Origin of the sequence: Kitasatospora terrestris, assembly GCF_039542905.1 — a bacterium.
In the GTDB taxonomy this organism is placed as follows: domain Bacteria; phylum Actinomycetota; class Actinomycetes; order Streptomycetales; family Streptomycetaceae; genus Kitasatospora; species Kitasatospora terrestris.
The window spans coordinates 348,618-366,401 of record NZ_BAABIS010000001.1 but is presented as its reverse complement, the minus strand read 5'-3'; the positions used below and the strand labels follow the sequence as shown (position 1 = coordinate 366,401).

Sequence of the window (17,784 nt, the reverse complement as noted above, 5' to 3'; positions counted from 1 at the left end):
GGTCGCGCGGCGGTGCCGGCGAGCGGAGGGTGGGGGTATGGACGCGAGACTCGATCGGCTGGACATCCGCAGGTCCGGCCCGGAGGACGCCCGGTGCCGGGCGCTGCTCCTGCCGGGCGGCATCTGCACCACCGAGTTCTACGCCGACGTGATGGCGGAGCCGGCGCTCTCCGAGGCCGGGCTCGGCCTGGTCGCGATGACGCTCCCGGGCTTCGGCCGGACCGCGCCGCCGGAGGACCTGTCGATGGAGGGCTACGCGCGCCTCGTCGGCGAGGTCGCGGCCGCCGAGCGCTGCGACGTGCTGGTGGGCCACAGCATGGGGGCGAACGTCGCGATCGAGGCAGCGGCGCTCGGGCTGTTCCGCGGCCCGCTGGTCCTGCTCTCCCCGACCTTCTCGCGGGCGGACGAGGCGAGGTTCCTCGGCATCCTGGACCGGGCCGGGCGCGTGCCGGGACTCGGCCCGCTGGCGTGGTCGGCCATGCTGAAGGCGATGCCCCGGGCGATGAAGAAGGACATGCTCAAGGACCACGTCCCCGAGGACCGCGCGGAGGTCCTGGCGGCGGACATGGCCGACAACGACCCCGAGTTCTGCCGCCGGGTCGTCCACCACTACTACGCGTACCTCGACCGGTACCCGTCACTGGTGACCCGCCTGCGGGAGTCGGGCGCCCGCGCCTGGGTGGTCCGCGGCGACCACGACGAGATCGGCCTCAAGGACGGGGAGCGCCGTGACCTGGAGGCGAGCCCGCAGGTCACCATGGTGGCGGTACCGCACGCCGGACACCTCGTCCTGGTCGACCAGCCCGCCCGGGTGGCCGCGGTGATCGTCGAAGCGTCCCGCGGAGTGGGCGCCTGACCGCCGGGGCTCACCGGGTGGCGGCGGGCCCACGCCGGCGGCGACGCGAGGCGAGGGCGGCCAGTCCGGCGCCGGCGGCGTTGAGCAGGACGTCGTCGACCGAGGACACCCGGTCCAGCCACAGGACGTACTGCGCGGTCTCGACCAGGGCGGAGCAGCCGGCGGCCAGGGCCAGGACGCGCGGCACCGAGGCCAGTGCGGCGAAGCGGACGGGCGCGAAGAAGCCCAGCGCCGCGAAGACCAGCAGGTTGCCGACGATCTGGACGGTCGCCGTCCCCGCGGAGCCCTCGGTGAGGACCGCGAACAGGTCGCGCAGCGGCAGTAGGCTGACCCGGCGCGGTGCGACACCGGCTCCCGCGCCCGGCAGCATGATCATCCAGATCCACGGCACCGTCCCGTAGACGATCCCGACCTCGGCCAGCGACCTGCGCCGGGCCCACCCCGGCGTGGCCCCGGCGGCCCGCCGGCGGCGGGCCAGCGCCCACACCGCCAGCGCGGCGAGCGGCAGCGCGGCCGCGGTGACGAGGACGACGCCGTTGAACGTCCCCGCCCAGGCGTGCCACCCGTCGCGGTGGTGGCGCAGCGGGCGCTGCGCGAGGAGGACCACGGCCGCCGCGGCCAGGAACGCCGGGCCGGCGAGCGCGAAGCGGCGGGTGCGGCGCCACGGGGCGGGTGGTGGGGCGGTGTGGTTCATGGCTCCACTGCGGGGACGGCGACAGGACGGGGCGGACGGGAGCCCGGCGGCCCCGCCCGCACGGGAGGAGGACGTCCGCCCGCACCGACCCGGTTGCGCTCCGGGAGGGGGCGTGCCGCTTAGGATCACCGTACTCACCCGTGCCGTCCCGAGGACGAGGGATCTGCCATGACCTACGCCGTGGATTTCGAGACCGTGTCGACCGTCGGGCTGGAGTCGTCGCCCGTCGCGGAGGCGCTGGCCGGCCTGCGGGCGAACGAGGCCCGCTACTTCAAGAACAAGTACGACCACGTCTTCACCGTGGAGCCGGCGGACGAGGCCCGGGAGACCGTCGACTGGGTGCACCGGATCCTCGCGGAGGAGCGCGACCTGGTCATCGCGTCGCGGCCGCTGGAGGCCACCGGGTTCCAGGTCGAGGACATCCGGATGGCCTACGTCTTCTACGAGAGCGGCCTGTCGGTCAACGTGATGTACACCCTGGGGGAGGGCGGGAAGCGGGCGGTCGGGTTCAAGCTCTCCGACGGGATGGAGGTCCCGGACGAGCTGGTGTCGCGGTTCAAGTTCGCGCGGCAGAAGTCGAAGCTCGCCGGCACCATCCGCGGCTCCTTCTTCGTCATCAAGAACGAGTACTGAGGCGCCGGGTGCGGGCCCGGCCGGCGGCTGCGCGCCGCCGGCCGGGCCCGCGTCCGTCCCGTCTCAGCCCTCGAAGGTCCGCTCGTCCAGCAGGTCGAGGTTGCGGAAGACCGGCGGCCCGTCGCACAGCGCCGCCATCTGCGCCGCGAACTCGGTGGTCTCCGGGCGGTCGGAGTTCTCCATCGCCTGCTCGTACGACGGGAACTCCACGATGTTCAGGTACACGTTCTCCTTGTCGCGGTCGCGGGTCTGCATCGCCCGGGACGCCAGGCGCCTGCCCTCGTTCTTCTCCACCCAGGCGTCCAGCAGGGCGTCGAACTCGTCGATGCGGCTCGTCCTGTACTCGATGATCTGAACGAACTTCACGGTCCGGCCTCCTCGATCCGCCGGCACGGCAGCCGGCTGCTCGCTCCAGGATCGGCCGGAGGCGGGCGGGAGGCGAGGCGCCTCACCGAGGCGATCGACAATGGCTTTTTCATGCGAACACCAATGCGATTCGTGTGCGTCTGTTCGTTCGCATTCCATAAAAAGGACAATGGTTCCAGATGAATTGGACCATGCGGAACCGTTAATGCCGAGAGCGCGTGCGCCGGTGGCGCCCCCGGGGGCGGGCGGCCGATCGGGGGCCGCCGTGGCTGACGACCGCGCAGGTCGAGGCGGTGTGCGGCGATGGCCGGCGGGGCGCGCGGCGGACGCCGGAGGGGGTCGACCGGGTGGCGGGGGCGTACGTGTCCGCGCCAAGGCTCGTTCGCGGATCGCAGCCCGCGCCGTGGTGAATATTCCGCTGACACAGCATCCGGAGCGCCGTTGCCCACGAACTCATCGGGATTGAATACTTCTGGTTGTCGCACCGGCGGCGGGGGATTCCCCCTACTGCCGGCCTGCTGCACGGCCCCGTCCGCACCCCCGTGCCGAGGAGGTTCCGTTGGACAACCGCTACGAGGCGTACGCCTACGCAGACCCGCACTTCTACGACTCGCCCCGCCGCTGGGGCGCCACCGAGGAGTTCGCCGCCGTGACCCGCCCGCTGCCGGCAGGTTGGGAGCGGGGCGACCTGGAGATCTGGGCCGTCGTGCGGCCCACCGGGGTGCGGCTGCCGGAGCAGGGCTGGAAGATCCACGTCTCCTCGTGCGCCGAGGACGCGGAGGAGGTCCTGGAGACGGTCTTCGCGTACTGCCTGCGGGAGCGGACGGCCTTCAAGTTCCTGCGCGGACTGCCGATCCTCCAGGTCCAGAACTCCAAGTACGCCCCGCGCGGCGCCAGCGGCAAGTTCTGCACGATCTACCCGGTCGACGACGAGGCGCTGGAACGATGTCTCGACGGCCTGGGCACCCTGCTCGCCGGGCGGCGCGGACCGTACGTCCTCAGCGACCTGCGCTGGGGCGAAGGGCCGCTCTACCTGCGGTACGGGGGCTTCGCCGAGCAGTACTGCCGCAACGAGGCGGGGGAGCGGGTGCTCGCCCTGACCCACCCGGACGGCCGACTGGTCCCCGACGTGCGCGGACCGGGCTTCGCCGTGCCCGACTGGGCGCCGGTGCCGCCGGCCGTCGCCCCCGCCGTCGCCGCGCGGGCCGCCCAGCGCGACAGCGGGCTGCCGTACACCGTGGAGCGGGTCCTGCACTTCTCCAACGCGGGCGGCGTCTACCTGGCCCGCGCCACCGGCGCGGACGGGCCGCAGGTGGTGCTGAAGGAGGCCCGGCCACTGGCCGGCCTCGACCAGCGCGGCGTGGACGCGGTCACCCGGCTGCGCAACGAGCACGCCGTCCTGGAACGGCTCGCCGGCGTGCCCGGAGTACCGGCCCAGCACGGGCTGCTGACGGCCTGGGAGCACGAGTTCCTGGTCCAGGAGTACGTGGAGGGCCGTTCCCTCAGCGAGTGGCTGACCGCCGAGTACCCGCTGATCCACCCGGACGCCGACCCGGACGCCGTCGCCGCCTACACCCGCGACGCGCTCGACATCGTCGACCGCCTGGAGCGGGCGCTGGCCGGCATCCACGCCCGCGGGGTGGTCTTCGGGGACCTCCACCCGCGCAACCTGATCCTGCGCCCGGACGGCGAGCTCTGCTTCATCGACTTCGAACTGGCCAGCACCGAGGAGGACTTCCTCCGCCCGGCGCTCGGCGCCGCCGGCTTCACCGCACCCCGGGGCTACACCGGGACGGAGATCGACCGGTACGCGCTCGCCGCCGTCCGGCTGTGGCTGTTCTACCCGCTCGCCCAACTGCCCGCGCTCGACCCCGGCAAGGCCGCCGAACTCGCCGACGCCATCGAGGCCCGCTTCCCGGTCCCGCCCGGCTACACCGACGCGATCCGCCGCTACCTCGGCGCCGCACCGGACGACGGCCGCACCCGGCGCCCCGCGCTCGGCCTGCGCCGCGCCGAGGCCAAGGCCCTGCTGGCCGCACCCGAGGCGGACTGGCCCCGGATCAGGGACGCGCTGGCCGCCGGGATCGCCGCCACGGCGAGCCCCGAACGCACCGACCGGCTCTTCCCCGGCGACGTCGCCCAGTTCACCCTCGGCGGGCTCGGCATCGCCCACGGCGCCGCCGGCGTCCTGTACGCCCTGCACGCCACCGGCGCACCCGTCGACCCCGACCACGTCCGCTGGCTCGCCGACGCCGCCCGCACCCGCGGCACCACCCCCGGCCTCTACCACGGCGGCCACGGCGTCGCGTACGTCCTCGACCTGCTCGGCGAACGCGAGACGGCCCTGGGGCTGCTGGAACGCCTCGCCGCGCCGGACCGCGACCGGACGGCCGACCCGGGCACCTCACTGGCGTCGGGCGCACCCGGCATCGCCCTGGCCCTGCTGCACTTCGCCGACGCCACCGGCAGCGAGCGCCACCTCGACGAGGCGCTGGCCCTGGCCCGCACCTCGGCCGCCGACCTGGAGAAAGCCGGCCGCGACGACCCCAGGCGGCGCGCCGGACTGCTGGCCGGCGCCTCCGGCACCGCCCTCGCCCTCGTCCGGCTCGCCGAACGCACCGGGGAGCGCGCCCTGCTCGACCAGGCCGAGGCCCTGCTCGAACTCGACCTCGACCGGTGCACCCCCGTCGCCGACGGCACCTTCCAAGTGCTCGACGGGCGCCGCGTCCTGCCCTACCTGGAGACCGGGAGCGCCGGCATCGGACTCGCCGTCGACGCGCTGCTCGCGCACCGCCCCGACAGCCCCACCGGACGGCACGAGGCGGCGATCCGCCGAGCCGCGGAACCCGAATTCATCATCCAGCCCGGCCTGTTCAACGGCCGCGCCGGACTGATCGGCTACCTCGCGCTCACCCGCCACCGCGCCGCCGACCCGGACGGGTCCGCGCTGCTCGACCGCCAACGCGCCCTGCTGACCCTGCACCAGGTCACCTACCAGGGCCACCCCGCCTTCCCCGGCGACCAGCTGCTGCGGCTCTCCGCGGACCTGGCCACCGGATCCGCCGGCGTCCTGCTCGCCCTCGGCACCGCCCTGGCCGGAACCCCGTTCCTGCCCTGGACCGGTACCGCCGCGGCGAACTGACCGCACGCCACCCCCCCGGGCGCCCGCGCGGCGCCCCCACCGAACTCCCGGCCGTCCGGCCGGGTGGGTCACAGTAGTGAGAAGGAGAACAGTCATGGCGATCCTCGACCTCCAGACCATGGAGCTGCCCGAGACCGAGGCGGCCCCGATCGACGACACCCTCGCCAGCACCAGCTCCCTCAGCGTCGTCAACTGCGGGACCAGCACGGTGAGCACCCTGCTCTGCCTGTGACCTGACCCTGCGCCGCCGAGCGCAGCCAGGCACCCATCGCCGGCCGGGCCCGCCGCACCACGGGCCCGGCCGGTACCCGGGCCGCAGCCGACCGCTGCGGCCCGATCCACGTCCAGCAGAGAGGTTGCCCGTGGCCGCCGCCCCGACTCCCCGGACCACCCCCCGCGTCCCCGGCCCTCCGCGGCTGCGCCTGCGCCGCGAACTCACCGCCCACCCGCTGCGGCTCGCCGGCGCCCTGCTGCTCGCCCTCGTCGCCACCGCCGCGGGCCTCCTCCTGCCGCTGCTGGTCCGGGAGATCATCGCCGAATTCTCCGAACACCACCCGCTCGGCCCCGCCGTCCTGGCGATGTGCGGGGCGGCCCTCGCCGGCGCGCTCAGCCAGGCCGCCTCCGGCTTCCTGCTCGCCCGGATCGGCGAGCGGATGACCTACCGGCTGCGGATCCGCCTGATGGAGCACAGCCTGCGGCTGCCGCTGGCCGTGGTCCGCGCCCAGGGCGTCGGCGACCTCGCCGCCCGGATCACCTCCGACGCGCTGCTGCTGCGCCAGGTCGTCGAGGTGGCCACCCAACTGCCGCTCGCCGCACTCACCGTCGGGGCGACCCTGCTCGTCATGGTGTGGATCGACTGGGTGCTCACCCTGGTCACGGTCGGCGCGCTCGCCGTGCTCACCGTGCTGGTCCTGCTGATCCTGCGCCGGATGAAGGGCAACGTCACCGGCCAGCAGGACGCCGTCGGCCGGATCGCCCAGCGCTACACCGCCACCCTGGACGCCCTCACCACCGTCAAGGCGTACCGCGCCGAACCGGTCGCCGCCCGGGCGCTTGCCGCCGACGCGGAGGAGCTGCGGGTGGTGTCGCTGGAGGGGGCGCGGCTCGGCGCGCTCGTCCCGGCGGTGCTGACGCTCGGCAACCAGTTCGCGATGATCGCGGTGATCCTCACCGGCGGCGCCCGGCTGGCCGCCGGCGACCTGGAGGTCGGGGCGTTCGCCGCCTTCCTGCTGTACCTGCTGCAGACCGTCCCGTCGGTGAGCACCCTCGCCACCGGCTTCGGCCGCCTGCAGGCCGGCCTCGCCGCCCGCGACCGCTGCAACGAACTGCTCGACCTGCCGCCCGAGGCCGACCCGCAGGACGCCGCGCTGCCCGTCCCCGCGCCCGTCCCGGACGCGCCCTCGGTGGTCTTCCACGGCGTCAGCTACACCCACGCGGGCGCCGCCGACGCCGCACTGCGCGGCATCTCCTTCACCACCGCGCGCACCGGCCTGACCGCCGTGGTCGGCTCCTCCGGGGCGGGCAAGAGCACCACGCTCGCCCTGATCGACCGGTTCATCCAGCCGTCCGCCGGCTCGATCACCGTCCTCGGCCACGACACCCGCCACTGGCCGCTGGACGCCCTGCGGGCCCGGATCGCCTACGTCGACCAGGCGTTCACCCTGCTGGAGGCCACCGTCCGGGAGAACCTCCAGCTCGGCCGCCGCACCCCCGCCGACCCGCACGAGCTCGACGCCGCGCTCGACGCCGTCGGACTCACCGAGGACATCGCCCGCCTGCCGCAGGGCCTGGACACCCCGATCGGCCGCGAGGCCGACCTCTCCGGCGGGCAGCGGCAGCGGATGGCCCTCGCCCGGGCGCTGCTCTCGGACGCCGAGATCATCCTCCTCGACGAGCCGACCAGCCAGCTCGACGGCCTCAACGAACAGCGCTTCCGCGCCATCGTCGGCCGCCTCGCCGCGACCCGCGCCGTGATCGTGGTCGCCCACCGGCTCTCCACCGTGCAGGACGCCCAGCACGTGGTGGTGATGGGCCGCGGCGCCGTCCTCGACGCCGGCGACCACTCCACCCTGCTGGCCCGCTGCACCCCCTACCGCGACCTGGTCGCCAGCCAGGCCGCCCCCGCGCACTGAGCACCGCCCCCTCCGACCGGCTCGGCCGGAGGGGGCGGCGGTGGCTCAGAACCAGCTCGTGCAGACCACGTCGGGACGCCCGGCGACGCTGCCGCAGGCGCGCATCACCACGCCGGAGTCGCGCCACTGGACGGTGTGGACGTCCTGCCCGTCGGTGATGGTGGTGTGGCCCAACTGCGGCTCCCAGTGGGCGCCGCCGTCCGAGCTCCGGTCCACCCAGACGTGGTCGCCGAGGCCGCCGCGGCTGATCCGGCCCCAGGCGCACTCGGTCGAGTCGCTGTAGCGCAGCTCGATCAGCCGCCCGTCGATCTCCACCGAGCGGCCCGCCGGCGTGCGCGCGTCCGACCCGGTGGGCTCGGTGCCGTCGGTGCAGGTCGCGGCGGGCGCCGGGACGGTGCCCCCGGTCGCGCACTCGGGCACCGGCAGCACGGCCGGCCCCTGGATGTAGATGTTGCTCACCCAGCCCTGGTAGTCCGGCAGGTAGGACCAGACGTCGTTGACGTAGCCCTCGGCCTGGACCAGCCCGCCGTGAGCCTGGCAGGTGATCCGCACCGCGCGGGGCGTCGGGACGGTCGACACCAGGTTCGCCGAGGTGGAGGCGCCGCCGCGGACGTTGACGTCGGAGCCCCAGGTGCTGAACCCGCCCCCGCCGGGCGTGCCCGACTCGTGGCTCAGGTCGCGCCCGGTCCCGCACTCGGGGACGTCGGGGAGCACGGCCGGGCCCTGGAGGTAGATGTTGGTGATCCATCCGCCGTACTCCGGCAGGTACGACCACCAGTCGTTGGTGGTGCCCTCGGCGGTGATGCTGTCGCCGCGCCGCTGGCAGTTCACGTTCACCTGCGTCGGACCGGGCAGCACGGCGACCACCCGGGCGCCGTGCACCGGCTGCTCGCCGAGCCGGATCCAGGTGCCCCACGTGCTGTGCACCGGCCCCGAGGCGCCCGGGTCCGGCCCCGGCTGCCCGACGGTGTCCGGGTTGATCCGGACCGCCATCACGAACTTGTCCGGGTTCAGCACCCGGGCGTGCAGCGGCGTGCCCGACTGGGCGGCCTCGGCGATCCGGTCGCCGCCCAGCGAGAGGGCGACGTGCTCGATCGAGTTGCCGTACCAGTGCTTGTCGCCGAAGAACACGATGTCCCCGGGCTCCAACCCGCCGGGGCCGTAGATCACGGTGTTGTGCGCCGCCGGGTTGGTCAGCACCTTGACCTCGTTGCCGGTGGCTCCGCTCCCGACGATGTCGTAGCCCACGGCCTGCGACCAGACGTACCGCACGAAACCGGAGCAGTCGAAGCCCAGCACGGTGTCGTCGTGCCGGGACGCCTCGTCCTGGCCGTCGAAGTACCCGTAGGTCTTGCCCGGCCGGGTGCCGTGGCCGCCGCCCCAGGTGTACATCGTGCCGGCGGCGACCTCCGCGCAGGCCGCCCTGACCGCCAGGTCCGCCAGCCGGTTCGGCGCCGGCGCGTACAGCTGGCACGGAACGTCGGCCGCCCGGGCCGGTGACGCCGCCGCACCCATGGTGAATCCCGCGCACAGCAGCAGGCCGAGCAATAGGCTCAGCCCGCGCCGCCGTCCGCGTGCGAATCCGTTCCGGAATCCCATCGCCCCTCCACTTCGATCGGGAGGACTTCCCCCGTCCGCGCGGACCAGCCGTTTTGCATGTCCGCGACGAACGAGAGCTTAGCCGTGCACGGAAGGGCTCCTGACGGACCCTACGGCTTGCGCGCGTAGGCGAGGGTGAAGGCGGAGTCGGCCGGGCCGCCGGCCGGACCGTCGCAGTGGACGTCGATCGGGAGCGCGGGCGGGCGCTGGTGGCCGCCGGGCTGATGCTGCTGTGACCAACCGGGGCCTCGTAGCGCACCGTCGCGTACGGCCTCCCCCGCCGGTGCAGCGGGTTCGGACGCTCCGTCTTCCTTGTGGTGCAAGCCGATTGCGCCAAGGCGTGCGCGGCAGCGCGGGCGTGCACCGGCTCGTGCGCGGCGCACGCGGTGCGCGTGGGTTCAGGCGCCGCTGAACTCGTCGGCGGCAGCGGCGTCCCAGAGGCCCGTCCAGGCGGCCACCGGCACGACCAGCTTCGGCCCGCCCGGGTCCTTGCTGTCGCCGACCACCATGAGGCCGTGGGACTCGACCAGGGCCTTGGACCAGATGACGCACGAGCCGCCGTTGCCGCTGTAGCGGCTCTTCTCGTAGCTCAGTTCGTTCAGGTTGATGCCGTCGTACATCATGCTGACAGTTCCTTCCGGGCCTGGCGGATCACTGCAAGGGATGCCGCCTGGGACAGTGCCTCGACCTGCAGCCGATCGTAGTCCCTGTCCCACTCCGTCACTGTGGCGATATCCCGCTCCAGGTAACCCCTTTGGTGGGTTTCCGTGTAGCCGAGCGTGGTGCCGTCCCGCAGGGTCAGTAGGATCACCGGGCGCAAAAACGGCCGGCCCTCGCCGAGGTCGAAGGGGGCGATCTGGATGATGAACGTCGGCTGCTCGGCGAGGCGCTCCAGGTGCTCCAACTGGCGTGCGAGGACGGCCGGCCCGCCCACCGCGCTGCGGACGCAGCTCTCGTCCAGCACGGCGTGCACCAGCGGCGGGGGCCTGCGCTCCACGCTGCCCTGGCGGGTGAGCAGGAAGGCGACGCGCTCGTCCGCCTGCTGGCGGGTGGCGCTTCCCCGGGCGACGGCCCCGGCCTCCAGCGCCTGGGCGTACTCGTGGGTCTGCAGGAGCCCCGGGACCACGCCCAACTCGAAGATGCGGATCACCGAGGCCCCGGCCTCCTGCTGGGCGTACTCCGGGAAGCCCTCGAACAGGGCGGTGTGGCTGATGTTCCAGTACATCAACTCGAGGGTGCCGCCGGTGTCGAGGGCCGCGTCCGCCCGCTGGGCCAGTACGAGAGTGGGATTGCGTTCCGCTCTTTCGATACATGACAGGTAGCTGTCGCTGTAGCCGATCAGCCGCCCGAAGCGGACCTGCGAGAGCCCCTTCGCCTCGCGTGACCTGCGCAGTTGGACGCCGAACGCCGCAACCGGAGATGACGACGGGTCAAGCTCGGTACGTCGCACGGCCGATCCCCCTGAGAGCTCCGAGTCCCACACCCGCAAGTGTCAAGTGCGGGGGACTTCCGATGCTAGCCTCGCAAGCCGATCCTTGAATGCAGAACGTGACGACAGGTGAACGGAGCGGTAGGTGGAATACGGGCTGGAGGAGGACGAGGAGCAGCGGTTGAGGCGGTTCCGCGCACTCGGCGAGGAGACCGCCGAGCGCCTGGAGACGGCCTTCCGGCTCGCGGGTCTCTGTCCACCACCGGGTCTCTCCCCGCAGTACGGCGTCCGGGCGATGGCGGACGGTGCCCACATCGCCCTCGGCGGGGCCGGCGCGCACTGGTCCGCGCAGCTCGCGAACGTGCTGATCGAGTACGCGGTCCTCAAGGGCTACGTGGTGACGGGCGGTGACGTGCGGTCGGTGATCACGGTGGAACAACTGGCCGCGCTCGGTCTGGTCCCCGCGGTGATCCCCGCGGTCCCGGACGTTCAGGCGGTGCGTCCGAAGCTGACGCTGTACCGGGAGTCGGCGGGGAGCAGCTCCGGGGCCGCGTGACGGTCCCGCCGTTCCGGCGGGCGGTGGCCGGGGGCGTCCATTGAGAAGCCGGCGAAGCAGATGACGCTCGCCGCGCAGTGGAGGCCGGAGCCGGTGCTGCGTGTCCCGGGTCGCTCACGCCAGCTACCGGATCGCTCCGGGGTTCAACTCAGCTGGTCGCGCACGAGATCGAGGAATGCCTGTCGGCTCGGACGGATGTGCGCCCAGACCTTCTCGTCCTGCGGACCTTCCGGATCTTCGGGGCCCTTCCTGATCACCTCCTGCACTGCCCACGCGAGCCTGCGTGCCGCTTCACTGACCTCGGACGCGCACAGTATGTGGATCGTCTTCTGCGTCACCCACACCCTGTCAAGGACCTGCCGTGCCCGGGCCTGCCACTGTTCGTCAGCCAGGTTGTGGTGATACCGGTCCACCGCGACCCGTTCCGCTTCCTGCACCGCGGACAGGAACTCGATGAGGTGAGTAAGCCGCTCGTTGCGGCGCGCCTCGGCACGTTCACGAGCACTGCGGCGCGCCTCGCCGCGTTCCAAGGCGCGTCCTGCCGAGCGCTGGGCCAGCATCGACATGAGCCCGCCGAGCAGGACGCCGATGAGCGGCGCAAGCGTTGTCCACACAACGTCCGACTATGACATCGATGGCGGTAACACGGCACGGGGTTCGGGCAATCCAGGGCCTGGGCTTGGGCCTGGGCCCGGGCCGGGAGACCCGGCACGGGCGGCCAAGATCGTTCTGTGGCGAATGACCTGGATGCCTTCCCCGCCGCACTGCGTGCGAAGATCGACGACGAGATGACGGGCGCCCGGTGGCCGGGCCACCCCCCGGCTGACCGATTCCGAGCTCGTCCGCCTCGCCGCCGCCCAGGCGGTGCTGGGCTTCACCTCGGAGTCCAGGTGGCCGCGGTTCGTCAGCTCCCGCCTCGACAACCACGGATCACTTCGGAGTGACTCGTCCAGGATCTCGGTCACGGGCTGTGCTCCTCCTCGTTCGTCGAACAGCGCCGGCACCGGATGGCTTGCGCCCGCTGCGACTTCTGCACCCCCGAGGAACCGGCGGAAGCCCAACTCGTCCCCCCGGCTGCCCGACACCACCTGACTCCACCGACGGAAAGTGCTGCTGACATGCGACCCACCCTCTTCACCCTCGACCTCCCCGGCCCCGGACGACTGAGCACCATGGCCAGACCCCGCGGCAATGACTGGCTCGAGGACGAGATGGCCGCGCTGAAGAACCACGGCGTCGACGTCCTGGTCTGCGCCCTGACCGGCCCCGAACTCGACGAACTCGGCCTCACCGACGAACCCGCGGCAGCCGCAGCGGCCGGGCTGCAGTTCGTCGCGCTGCCCATCCCCGACCGCGCCGTCCCCGACCGCACCGCGATCCTGCCGACCCTGCACGGACTCACCGAGCGGCTGTGCGGCGGCGCACACGTCGTCACCCACTGCCGAGCCGGCATCGGACGCTCGTCCCTCCTCGCGGCCTCCCTCCTCATCCTCGGCGGCGTCGATCCCGACACCGCCTGGAACCACGTCGAACGAGCCCGCGGACTCGCCGTCCCGGACACCGCCGAGCAGCGGGAGTGGACCATGGGACTGCTCGGTCAGGCGTGGTGTTGACACATCGGATCCCGCAGGACGGTCCGGTCGACGTGGCCTTCGACAACGCCGGAGCTCCACGGCAGTGCCAGGCCGGCGGTCAGCGTGGCGGCAGGCCGGCCGGGGTCGGTCCGGTGCCGTCGGCGGAGGGCAGGTCCCGCTCGTAGTGGACGAAGTGGTCGGCCGGGACGAAGGTGTCGTAGAGGCGGCGGGCGGGGTTGTCCTGCGCGGTGAGCCAGTGCACGCGCGCCCAACCGCGGGCGGCGGCGAGGTCGAAGAGGTCCTGGACGAGCAGGCGGCCCGCCCCGAGCCCGCGGTGGACGGGGTCCACGAAGAGGTCCTCCAGGTAGCAGACCTGACCGGTGAGCCATGTGCTGTGGTGGAGCACGCTGTTGGTGATGCCGATCACCGCGCCGTCGTGCTCGGCGACGCGGCCCAGCAGCGGCTGGTGCGGATCGAGGAGCCGCCGCCAGGTGGAGTCGGTGACCGCTGCGGGCACGGCGGACTCGTAGAAGTCGAGGTACCCGGCCCACAGTCGGCGCCAGTCCTGCTCGTCGGCCGCGACGAGGTCACGGATGGTGATCGTAGGGGTTTCGGACATCCGGGCTCCAGGTGAGAGTGATCGGACCGCGTGCACGGTTCACCGTGATCGACACGATGAGGATCATGCCGTCCGGGGCAGCCATGTCCAACTCGCCCCGATCACGCGCCGGCTCGTCAAACGGATTGGACAGGCGGTGCGGGCTTGCTAAGGTTCGAGGCACCGTGACAGGACGCGAGGAGGTGTGACCCATGAGAGCTGGATCGAGGTGGGTGCTCCCCCTTTCCCTCACGGTGACCGACTGACCCAGGTGTCGATCGGGAGCGCCCGGCCACAACGCAGGCACTCCCGAAAGGCGAAAGCCATGAACACCACCTTCACCGTCACCCGGGTCGACGAGACCCGGTGGCAGGCCCTGGCCGGCGACCTGGTCGTCGGCCACGGCGACCTCTCCCCGCGCACCGACGGCCGGCGGTTCGTCAGCATCGACGTCTGGGACGACGCGGCATTCGCGCCGCTCGCCGAGGCCATGCTCACCGCCCTGCCCGGCCCGCTGCGCACCGTCGTCGCGGGCGACGACGGCGACCTGACGTCCCGCTGGGAGCGGGCCGGGTTCGCCCCCGAGCGGCGGGAGTGGGAGTACCTCCTGCCCACCGCCCGCGCACCGCGACGGCAGGCGGCCGAGGACGTGACGGTCCTGCCCGCCGGCACGGCCGACGAGGCCGGACTGCGGGCCCTCGACCGGGCCGTGCGCGCCGAGGTCGAGGCCGGCCCCGGCTGGCACACCATGCCCGCCGAACTCCGCTCCGGCCCGCCCGGGGACACCCTGGTCGACCCGTCGCTGTACGCGGTCGCCGTCCACCGGGGCCGGTACGCCGGCCTGGTCCGCGTGGTCCGGGTCCGCGAGCGGGCCCGGATCGGACTGCTCGCCGTCCGCGCCGCCCACCAGCGGCACGGCGTCGGCCGGTCCCTGCTCACCCACGCCCTGCACACCCTGCACGATGCCGGGGTCCCCACCGCGTGGGCCGAGGTGGACCGGTCGAACACCGCCGCCACCGCCCTGTTCGAGAGCCTCGGCGCCGAACGCGCCGGCCACACCCTGCAACTGGTGCGCCGCTGACTCCGGTCGGCCCGCCCACCGCCCGACACCCCTCCACCCCACACCAGAGAATCGAGAAGCCTTGCCACGAGTGTCCAAGGGCCTGGAGATCGAGGGCACCGTCCTCGAGTGCCTGCGCAACGCCACCTTCACGGTGGAACTGCAGAACGGCCACAAAGTGCTCGCCCACATCAGCGGGAAGATCCGCAAGAACTACATCAAGATCCTCCCGTTCGACCGCGTCCTGGTCGAACTCAGCCCGTACGACCTGACCCGGGGACGCATCATGTACCGCTACCGCAACTGACGGGTCGCCCCGCCCCGCCGCCCTGCCGCTCCGGCGGCGGGGCGGCCGCGGGGCCGCGGGGCCGCGGAAAATCCCGGTGCGGGACGGCGGCGTGCGGCTAAGCTGCCGATGTGGCCGTCGTAGCGATCTCTCGCCGATTTACCGGCCCCCCGGCCCCCGATGGGCGCCGCAGGGGTCGGACCTCGCCACGTCTCCGGAGCTGAGCGGGCCGACCGCCGAGCGGCCGGGCCCAGGGGCCGGGGGGTTCCACCACCCCCGTCACCGCCCTTGGCCTGGAGGCCGACATGCCCGCCCATCTCTCCGCCGACAAGCTCGCGCTCGACCTGTCCGTCCGGGACCTCACCGACCCCGCCGCCGGACCGCACGCCCTCCAACTCGTCCTCGACCGCGCGGTCGAGGCCCTGGCACAGCGCTGGGGCTGCGAGGTCCGCTCCTACCGCGGCGAGCGGACCGTCAGCGTCGAGGACAACTACGACAACCTCGGCTACCGCGCCGACGACATCACCCGGGACGCCCGCTACACCCGCTACGTCGACGACCGGACCATGCTGCGCAGCCACTCCAGCGCCCTGGTCCCCGCCGCCCTCCGCGCGCTGGCCGCCGACCCGGACCCGGCCGAGGACGTGCTCCTGGTCTGCCCCGGCCTGGTCTACCGGCGTGACAGCATCGACCGGCTGCACACCGGCACCCCCCACCAGCTCGACCTGTGGCGGCTCACCCGCCGCCCGGCCCCCATGACCACGGCCGACCTGGACGACATGGTCACCACCCTGGTCGACGCGGTCCTCCCAGGCGCCGAACACCGCCACGAGGACCGCGTCCACCCGTACACCCGCTCCGGCCGCCAGGTGGACGTGGAGCGCGACGGCGAGTGGATCGAAGTGGCGGAGTGCGGTCTGGCGCACCCCCGGGTGCTGGCGCGGGCCGGCCTGGACGCCTCGTGGAGCGGGCTCGCGCTCGGCATGGGGCTGGACCGCATGCTGATGCTGCTCAAGAACATCCCGGACATCCGGGTCCTGCGCTCGGCCGAGCCGGCGGTGGCCGCCCAGATGGCCGACCTCTCCCCGTACCGGCCCGTCTCCGCGATGCCGGCGGTCCGCCGGGACCTGTCGGTCGCCGTCGACCGCGACGACCTGGCCGAGGACCTCGGCGACCGGGTCCGCGACGCGCTGGGGGCGGACGCCGGCTGCGTGGAGTCGGTCGAGATCCTCGCCCGGACACCGTGCGCCGAGCTCCCCCCGCAGGCGCTGGAACGGCTCGGAGCCCGCCGGGACCAGGACAACGTCCTGCTGAAGGTCGTCCTGCGGCACCTGGGCCGGACCCTCACCGACCACGACGCCAACCTGCTGCGCGACCGCGTCTACGCCGCGGTCCACCGGGGCAGCGCCCACCAGTGGGCGACGGGCGGCTGACCCGGGGGCGCGCCGCTCAGCACCAGGTGCGGGCGGCCAGGACGAGGGTGGCGACTGCGGCGAGCAGGAGGACCGCGTTGAGGGCGATCCGGCGGTCGCCGCGCGCCAGGTGGACGCCGGTGGCGGCGAGCTGGAGGAGGACGAATCCGGCCGCCGCCGCGGCCGCGAGGCAGGGGGCGGTGCCGGCCAGCGGGGGGAGGACCAGGCCGAGCGCCCCGAGCACCTCGACCAGGCCGACGGCCCGCACGGCGGGCATCGGGGTGCGGTCCACCCACTCCATCATCGGGAGCAGCTGCTCGCGGCTGTGGAGCAGCTTGACGCCGCCCGCGTAGAGGTAGAAGACGGCGAGGAGCCCGGCCAGGGTCCAGGTTGCGAAGGTCATGGCCCGATCCGACCGCGCGGGCGGGCCGGGTGTCCAAGACCCGTCCCGGGCAGCCGATACCGTACGGGTATCGTGGCCGCATGGAGCTGCGCACGCTGCGGTACTTCGTGGCGGTGGCCGAGGAACTCCACTTCGGCCGGGCCGCCGTCCGGCTGCACATGAGCCAGCCGCCGCTGAGCCGGGCGATCCGGCGCCTGGAGGACGACCTCGGGGCGCAGTTGCTGCTGCGGTCGGCGGCGGGCGTGGCGCTCACGCCGGCCGGCGGGGTGCTGCTGGCGGAGGCGCGGGACCTGCTGGAGCGGGCCGCGCGGATCCGCGGGCGGGTGGCGTCGGCGGCCGGCCCCGCCGTGCTGACCGTCGGGCTGCTGGGGGACAGTTCGGACCCGGCGGTGACGCGGCTCGCCGCCGAGTACCGCGGGCGCCACCCCGGCGTGGAGGTGCGGATCCGGGAGACCGACCTGACCGATCCGACCTGCGGGCTGCGCGCCGGGCGGGTGGACGTCGCGCTGACCCGCGGCCCGTTCGGCGCCGACGGGTTGACGGTCCGCGAGCTGCGGGCGGACCCGGTGGGGGCGGTGCTGCGGGCCGACGATCCGCTGGCGGGACGGGCGGGCCTGACCCTGGCCGACCTGGCCGGGCGGCCGTGGTTCCAGTTCCCGCCCGGGACGGACCCCGCGTGGCAGGCGTACTGGAACGGCGGCGAGCCGCGTGAGGGCCCGGTGGTCCGGGCCGTCCAGGAGTGCCTGCAGGCCGTGCTGTGGAGCGGCACGGTCGGGATCGCCCCGCTCGGCCACGACCCGGCCGCCGGGCTGGCCCTGGTGCCGGTGGCGGACATGCCGCCGAGCCGGGTGGTGGTCGCCTGGCGGGAGGGCGAGGAGAGCGTTCCGGTGCGCGAGTTCGTCCGCATCGCGCGGACGGTGTACGGGGGCTGAGCCGCCCGGCGGCCGCCCCCGCCGATCGGCAATCGCCCCCGCCGCCCGGCGGCCGACCCCGCCGATCGGCAGCCGACCCCGCCGTTCCGGGTCGGCCGGACGGGTGCGACGC

The 17,784-nt window shown here is 73.6% G+C and carries 19 protein-coding genes and 1 pseudogene; 12 read left to right on the top strand and 8 right to left on the bottom strand.

Annotated elements, in window-relative coordinates; genetic code table 11:
* The first annotated feature begins 37 nt into the window (after window positions 1–37).
* Window positions 38–856, top strand: coding sequence for an alpha/beta fold hydrolase (locus ABEB06_RS01770; protein WP_345694969.1), 819 nt, complete (start codon window positions 38–40; stop codon window positions 854–856).
* A 10-nt stretch (window positions 857–866) separates the two neighbouring features.
* Here ABEB06_RS01770 and ABEB06_RS01765 read toward each other — a convergent pair whose 3' ends face one another.
* Window positions 867–1,550 carry a VanZ family protein gene (locus ABEB06_RS01765; protein ID WP_345694968.1) on the bottom strand — a complete coding sequence of 228 codons (684 nt, stop codon included), beginning with the start codon at window positions 1,548–1,550 and terminating at the stop codon, window positions 867–869.
* Window positions 1,551–1,718: 168 nt separating this feature from the next.
* Here ABEB06_RS01765 and ABEB06_RS01760 point away from each other — a divergent pair, with 168 nt between their 5' ends.
* Window positions 1,719–2,183: a phage tail protein gene (locus tag ABEB06_RS01760; protein WP_345694967.1), complete on the top strand. Its 465-nt coding sequence runs from the start codon at window positions 1,719–1,721 to the stop codon at window positions 2,181–2,183.
* Between the two features lie 63 nt (window positions 2,184–2,246).
* On the opposite strand, the gene ABEB06_RS01755 is transcribed toward ABEB06_RS01760, so the two are convergent.
* Complete coding sequence (locus ABEB06_RS01755) at window positions 2,247–2,549, bottom strand: hypothetical protein (RefSeq protein WP_345694966.1); 303 nt, start codon at window positions 2,547–2,549, stop codon at window positions 2,247–2,249.
* Between the two features lie 559 nt (window positions 2,550–3,108).
* Between ABEB06_RS01755 and lanKC the strand changes: the two genes are divergently transcribed.
* From lanKC to ABEB06_RS01740, 3 genes are all read left to right on the top strand, one after another.
* The gene (lanKC, locus tag ABEB06_RS01750) at window positions 3,109–5,691 is read left to right on the top strand and encodes a class III lanthionine synthetase LanKC (protein ID WP_345694965.1); all 2,583 of its coding nucleotides are present in this window, start codon (window positions 3,109–3,111) and stop codon (window positions 5,689–5,691) included.
* Window positions 5,692–5,785: 94 nt separating this feature from the next.
* The gene (locus tag ABEB06_RS01745) at window positions 5,786–5,923 is read left to right on the top strand and encodes a SapB/AmfS family lanthipeptide (protein ID WP_345694964.1); all 138 of its coding nucleotides are present in this window, start codon (window positions 5,786–5,788) and stop codon (window positions 5,921–5,923) included.
* A gap of 130 nt (window positions 5,924–6,053) precedes the next feature.
* Window positions 6,054–7,823, top strand: a complete 1,770-nt coding sequence (locus ABEB06_RS01740) for an ABC transporter ATP-binding protein (protein WP_345694963.1) — start codon at window positions 6,054–6,056, stop codon at window positions 7,821–7,823.
* Window positions 7,824–7,868: 45 nt separating this feature from the next.
* On the opposite strand, the gene ABEB06_RS01735 is transcribed toward ABEB06_RS01740, so the two are convergent.
* The 3 genes from ABEB06_RS01735 to ABEB06_RS01725 all read right to left on the bottom strand — a co-directional run bounded on the left by ABEB06_RS01735 (window position 7,869) and on the right by ABEB06_RS01725 (window position 10,872).
* The gene (locus ABEB06_RS01735) at window positions 7,869–9,422 is read right to left on the bottom strand and encodes an NlpC/P60 family protein (protein ID WP_345694962.1); all 1,554 of its coding nucleotides are present in this window, start codon (window positions 9,420–9,422) and stop codon (window positions 7,869–7,871) included.
* Window positions 9,423–9,820: 398 nt separating this feature from the next.
* Window positions 9,821–10,045, bottom strand: coding sequence for a DUF397 domain-containing protein (locus ABEB06_RS01730; RefSeq protein ID WP_345694961.1), 225 nt, complete (start codon window positions 10,043–10,045; stop codon window positions 9,821–9,823).
* Window positions 10,042–10,872: a helix-turn-helix domain-containing protein gene (locus ABEB06_RS01725; protein WP_345694960.1), complete on the bottom strand. Its 831-nt coding sequence runs from the start codon at window positions 10,870–10,872 to the stop codon at window positions 10,042–10,044. The genes ABEB06_RS01730 and ABEB06_RS01725 overlap by 4 nt, the downstream gene beginning before the upstream one ends.
* Before the next feature lie 124 nt (window positions 10,873–10,996).
* Between ABEB06_RS01725 and ABEB06_RS01720 the strand changes: the two genes are divergently transcribed.
* The gene (locus ABEB06_RS01720; protein ID WP_345694959.1) at window positions 10,997–11,407 is read left to right on the top strand and encodes a hypothetical protein; all 411 of its coding nucleotides are present in this window, start codon (window positions 10,997–10,999) and stop codon (window positions 11,405–11,407) included.
* Window positions 11,408–11,550: 143 nt separating this feature from the next.
* On the opposite strand, the gene ABEB06_RS01715 is transcribed toward ABEB06_RS01720, so the two are convergent.
* On the bottom strand, window positions 11,551–12,021 hold the full coding sequence (locus ABEB06_RS01715) for a hypothetical protein (RefSeq protein ID WP_345694958.1): 471 nt from the start codon (window positions 12,019–12,021) through the stop codon (window positions 11,551–11,553).
* Window positions 12,022–12,138: 117 nt separating this feature from the next.
* Between ABEB06_RS01715 and ABEB06_RS39215 the strand changes: the two are divergent.
* Window positions 12,139–12,325: pseudogene (locus ABEB06_RS39215) on the top strand (IS982 family transposase); the annotation flags it as partial.
* A gap of 200 nt (window positions 12,326–12,525) precedes the next feature.
* On the top strand, window positions 12,526–13,020 hold the full coding sequence (locus tag ABEB06_RS01710; protein WP_345694957.1) for a protein-tyrosine phosphatase family protein: 495 nt from the start codon (window positions 12,526–12,528) through the stop codon (window positions 13,018–13,020).
* Between the two features lie 79 nt (window positions 13,021–13,099).
* Here ABEB06_RS01710 and ABEB06_RS01705 read toward each other — a convergent pair whose 3' ends face one another.
* A complete protein-coding gene (locus ABEB06_RS01705; RefSeq protein WP_345694956.1) occupies window positions 13,100–13,600 on the bottom strand; it encodes a GNAT family N-acetyltransferase in 501 nt (166 codons plus the stop codon).
* Window positions 13,601–13,904: 304 nt separating this feature from the next.
* Here ABEB06_RS01705 and ABEB06_RS01700 point away from each other — a divergent pair, with 304 nt between their 5' ends.
* The 3 genes from ABEB06_RS01700 (at window position 13,905) to srmL (ending at window position 16,358) form a co-directional block, all read left to right on the top strand.
* On the top strand, window positions 13,905–14,660 hold the full coding sequence (locus ABEB06_RS01700; protein ID WP_345694955.1) for a GNAT family N-acetyltransferase: 756 nt from the start codon (window positions 13,905–13,907) through the stop codon (window positions 14,658–14,660).
* Window positions 14,661–14,721: 61 nt separating this feature from the next.
* Window positions 14,722–14,946 (top strand): translation initiation factor IF-1, encoded by a 225-nt coding sequence (gene infA, locus ABEB06_RS01695; protein ID WP_345694954.1) that lies wholly within the window; start codon window positions 14,722–14,724, stop codon window positions 14,944–14,946.
* A 284-nt stretch (window positions 14,947–15,230) separates the two neighbouring features.
* Entirely contained in the window at window positions 15,231–16,358 is a 1,128-nt protein-coding gene (gene srmL, locus ABEB06_RS01690) for a PheS-related mystery ligase SrmL (protein WP_345694953.1), read from the top strand.
* 16 nt (window positions 16,359–16,374) lie between these two features.
* On the opposite strand, the gene ABEB06_RS01685 is transcribed toward srmL, so the two are convergent.
* Window positions 16,375–16,740, bottom strand: a complete 366-nt coding sequence (locus tag ABEB06_RS01685; RefSeq protein WP_345694952.1) for a DoxX family protein — start codon at window positions 16,738–16,740, stop codon at window positions 16,375–16,377.
* 80 nt (window positions 16,741–16,820) lie between these two features.
* Here ABEB06_RS01685 and ABEB06_RS01680 point away from each other — a divergent pair, with 80 nt between their 5' ends.
* Entirely contained in the window at window positions 16,821–17,672 is an 852-nt protein-coding gene (locus ABEB06_RS01680; protein WP_345694951.1) for a LysR family transcriptional regulator, read from the top strand.
* Window positions 17,673–17,784 lie beyond the last annotated feature (112 nt).

Bases quoted from the DNA above. Each gene is read 5' to 3' on its own strand.
- ABEB06_RS01770 (WP_345694969.1), top strand. From the start codon at position 38: ATGGACGCGAGACTCGATCGGCTGGACATCCGCAGGTCCGGCCCGGAG.
- ABEB06_RS01765 (WP_345694968.1), bottom strand. From the start codon at position 1,550: ATGAACCACACCGCCCCACCACCCGCCCCGTGGCGCCGCACCCGCCGC.
- ABEB06_RS01760 (WP_345694967.1), top strand. From the start codon at position 1,719: ATGACCTACGCCGTGGATTTCGAGACCGTGTCGACCGTCGGGCTGGAG.
- ABEB06_RS01745 (WP_345694964.1), top strand. From the start codon at position 5,786: ATGGCGATCCTCGACCTCCAGACCATGGAGCTGCCCGAGACCGAGGCG.
- ABEB06_RS01735 (WP_345694962.1), bottom strand. From the start codon at position 9,422: ATGGGATTCCGGAACGGATTCGCACGCGGACGGCGGCGCGGGCTGAGC.
- ABEB06_RS01730 (WP_345694961.1), bottom strand. From the start codon at position 10,045: ATGATGTACGACGGCATCAACCTGAACGAACTGAGCTACGAGAAGAGC.
- ABEB06_RS01710 (WP_345694957.1), top strand. From the start codon at position 12,526: ATGCGACCCACCCTCTTCACCCTCGACCTCCCCGGCCCCGGACGACTG.
- ABEB06_RS01705 (WP_345694956.1), bottom strand. From the start codon at position 13,600: ATGTCCGAAACCCCTACGATCACCATCCGTGACCTCGTCGCGGCCGAC.
- ABEB06_RS01700 (WP_345694955.1), top strand. From the start codon at position 13,905: ATGAACACCACCTTCACCGTCACCCGGGTCGACGAGACCCGGTGGCAG.
- srmL (WP_345694953.1), top strand. From the start codon at position 15,231: ATGCCCGCCCATCTCTCCGCCGACAAGCTCGCGCTCGACCTGTCCGTC.
- ABEB06_RS01685 (WP_345694952.1), bottom strand. From the start codon at position 16,740: ATGACCTTCGCAACCTGGACCCTGGCCGGGCTCCTCGCCGTCTTCTAC.
- ABEB06_RS01680 (WP_345694951.1), top strand. From the start codon at position 16,821: ATGGAGCTGCGCACGCTGCGGTACTTCGTGGCGGTGGCCGAGGAACTC.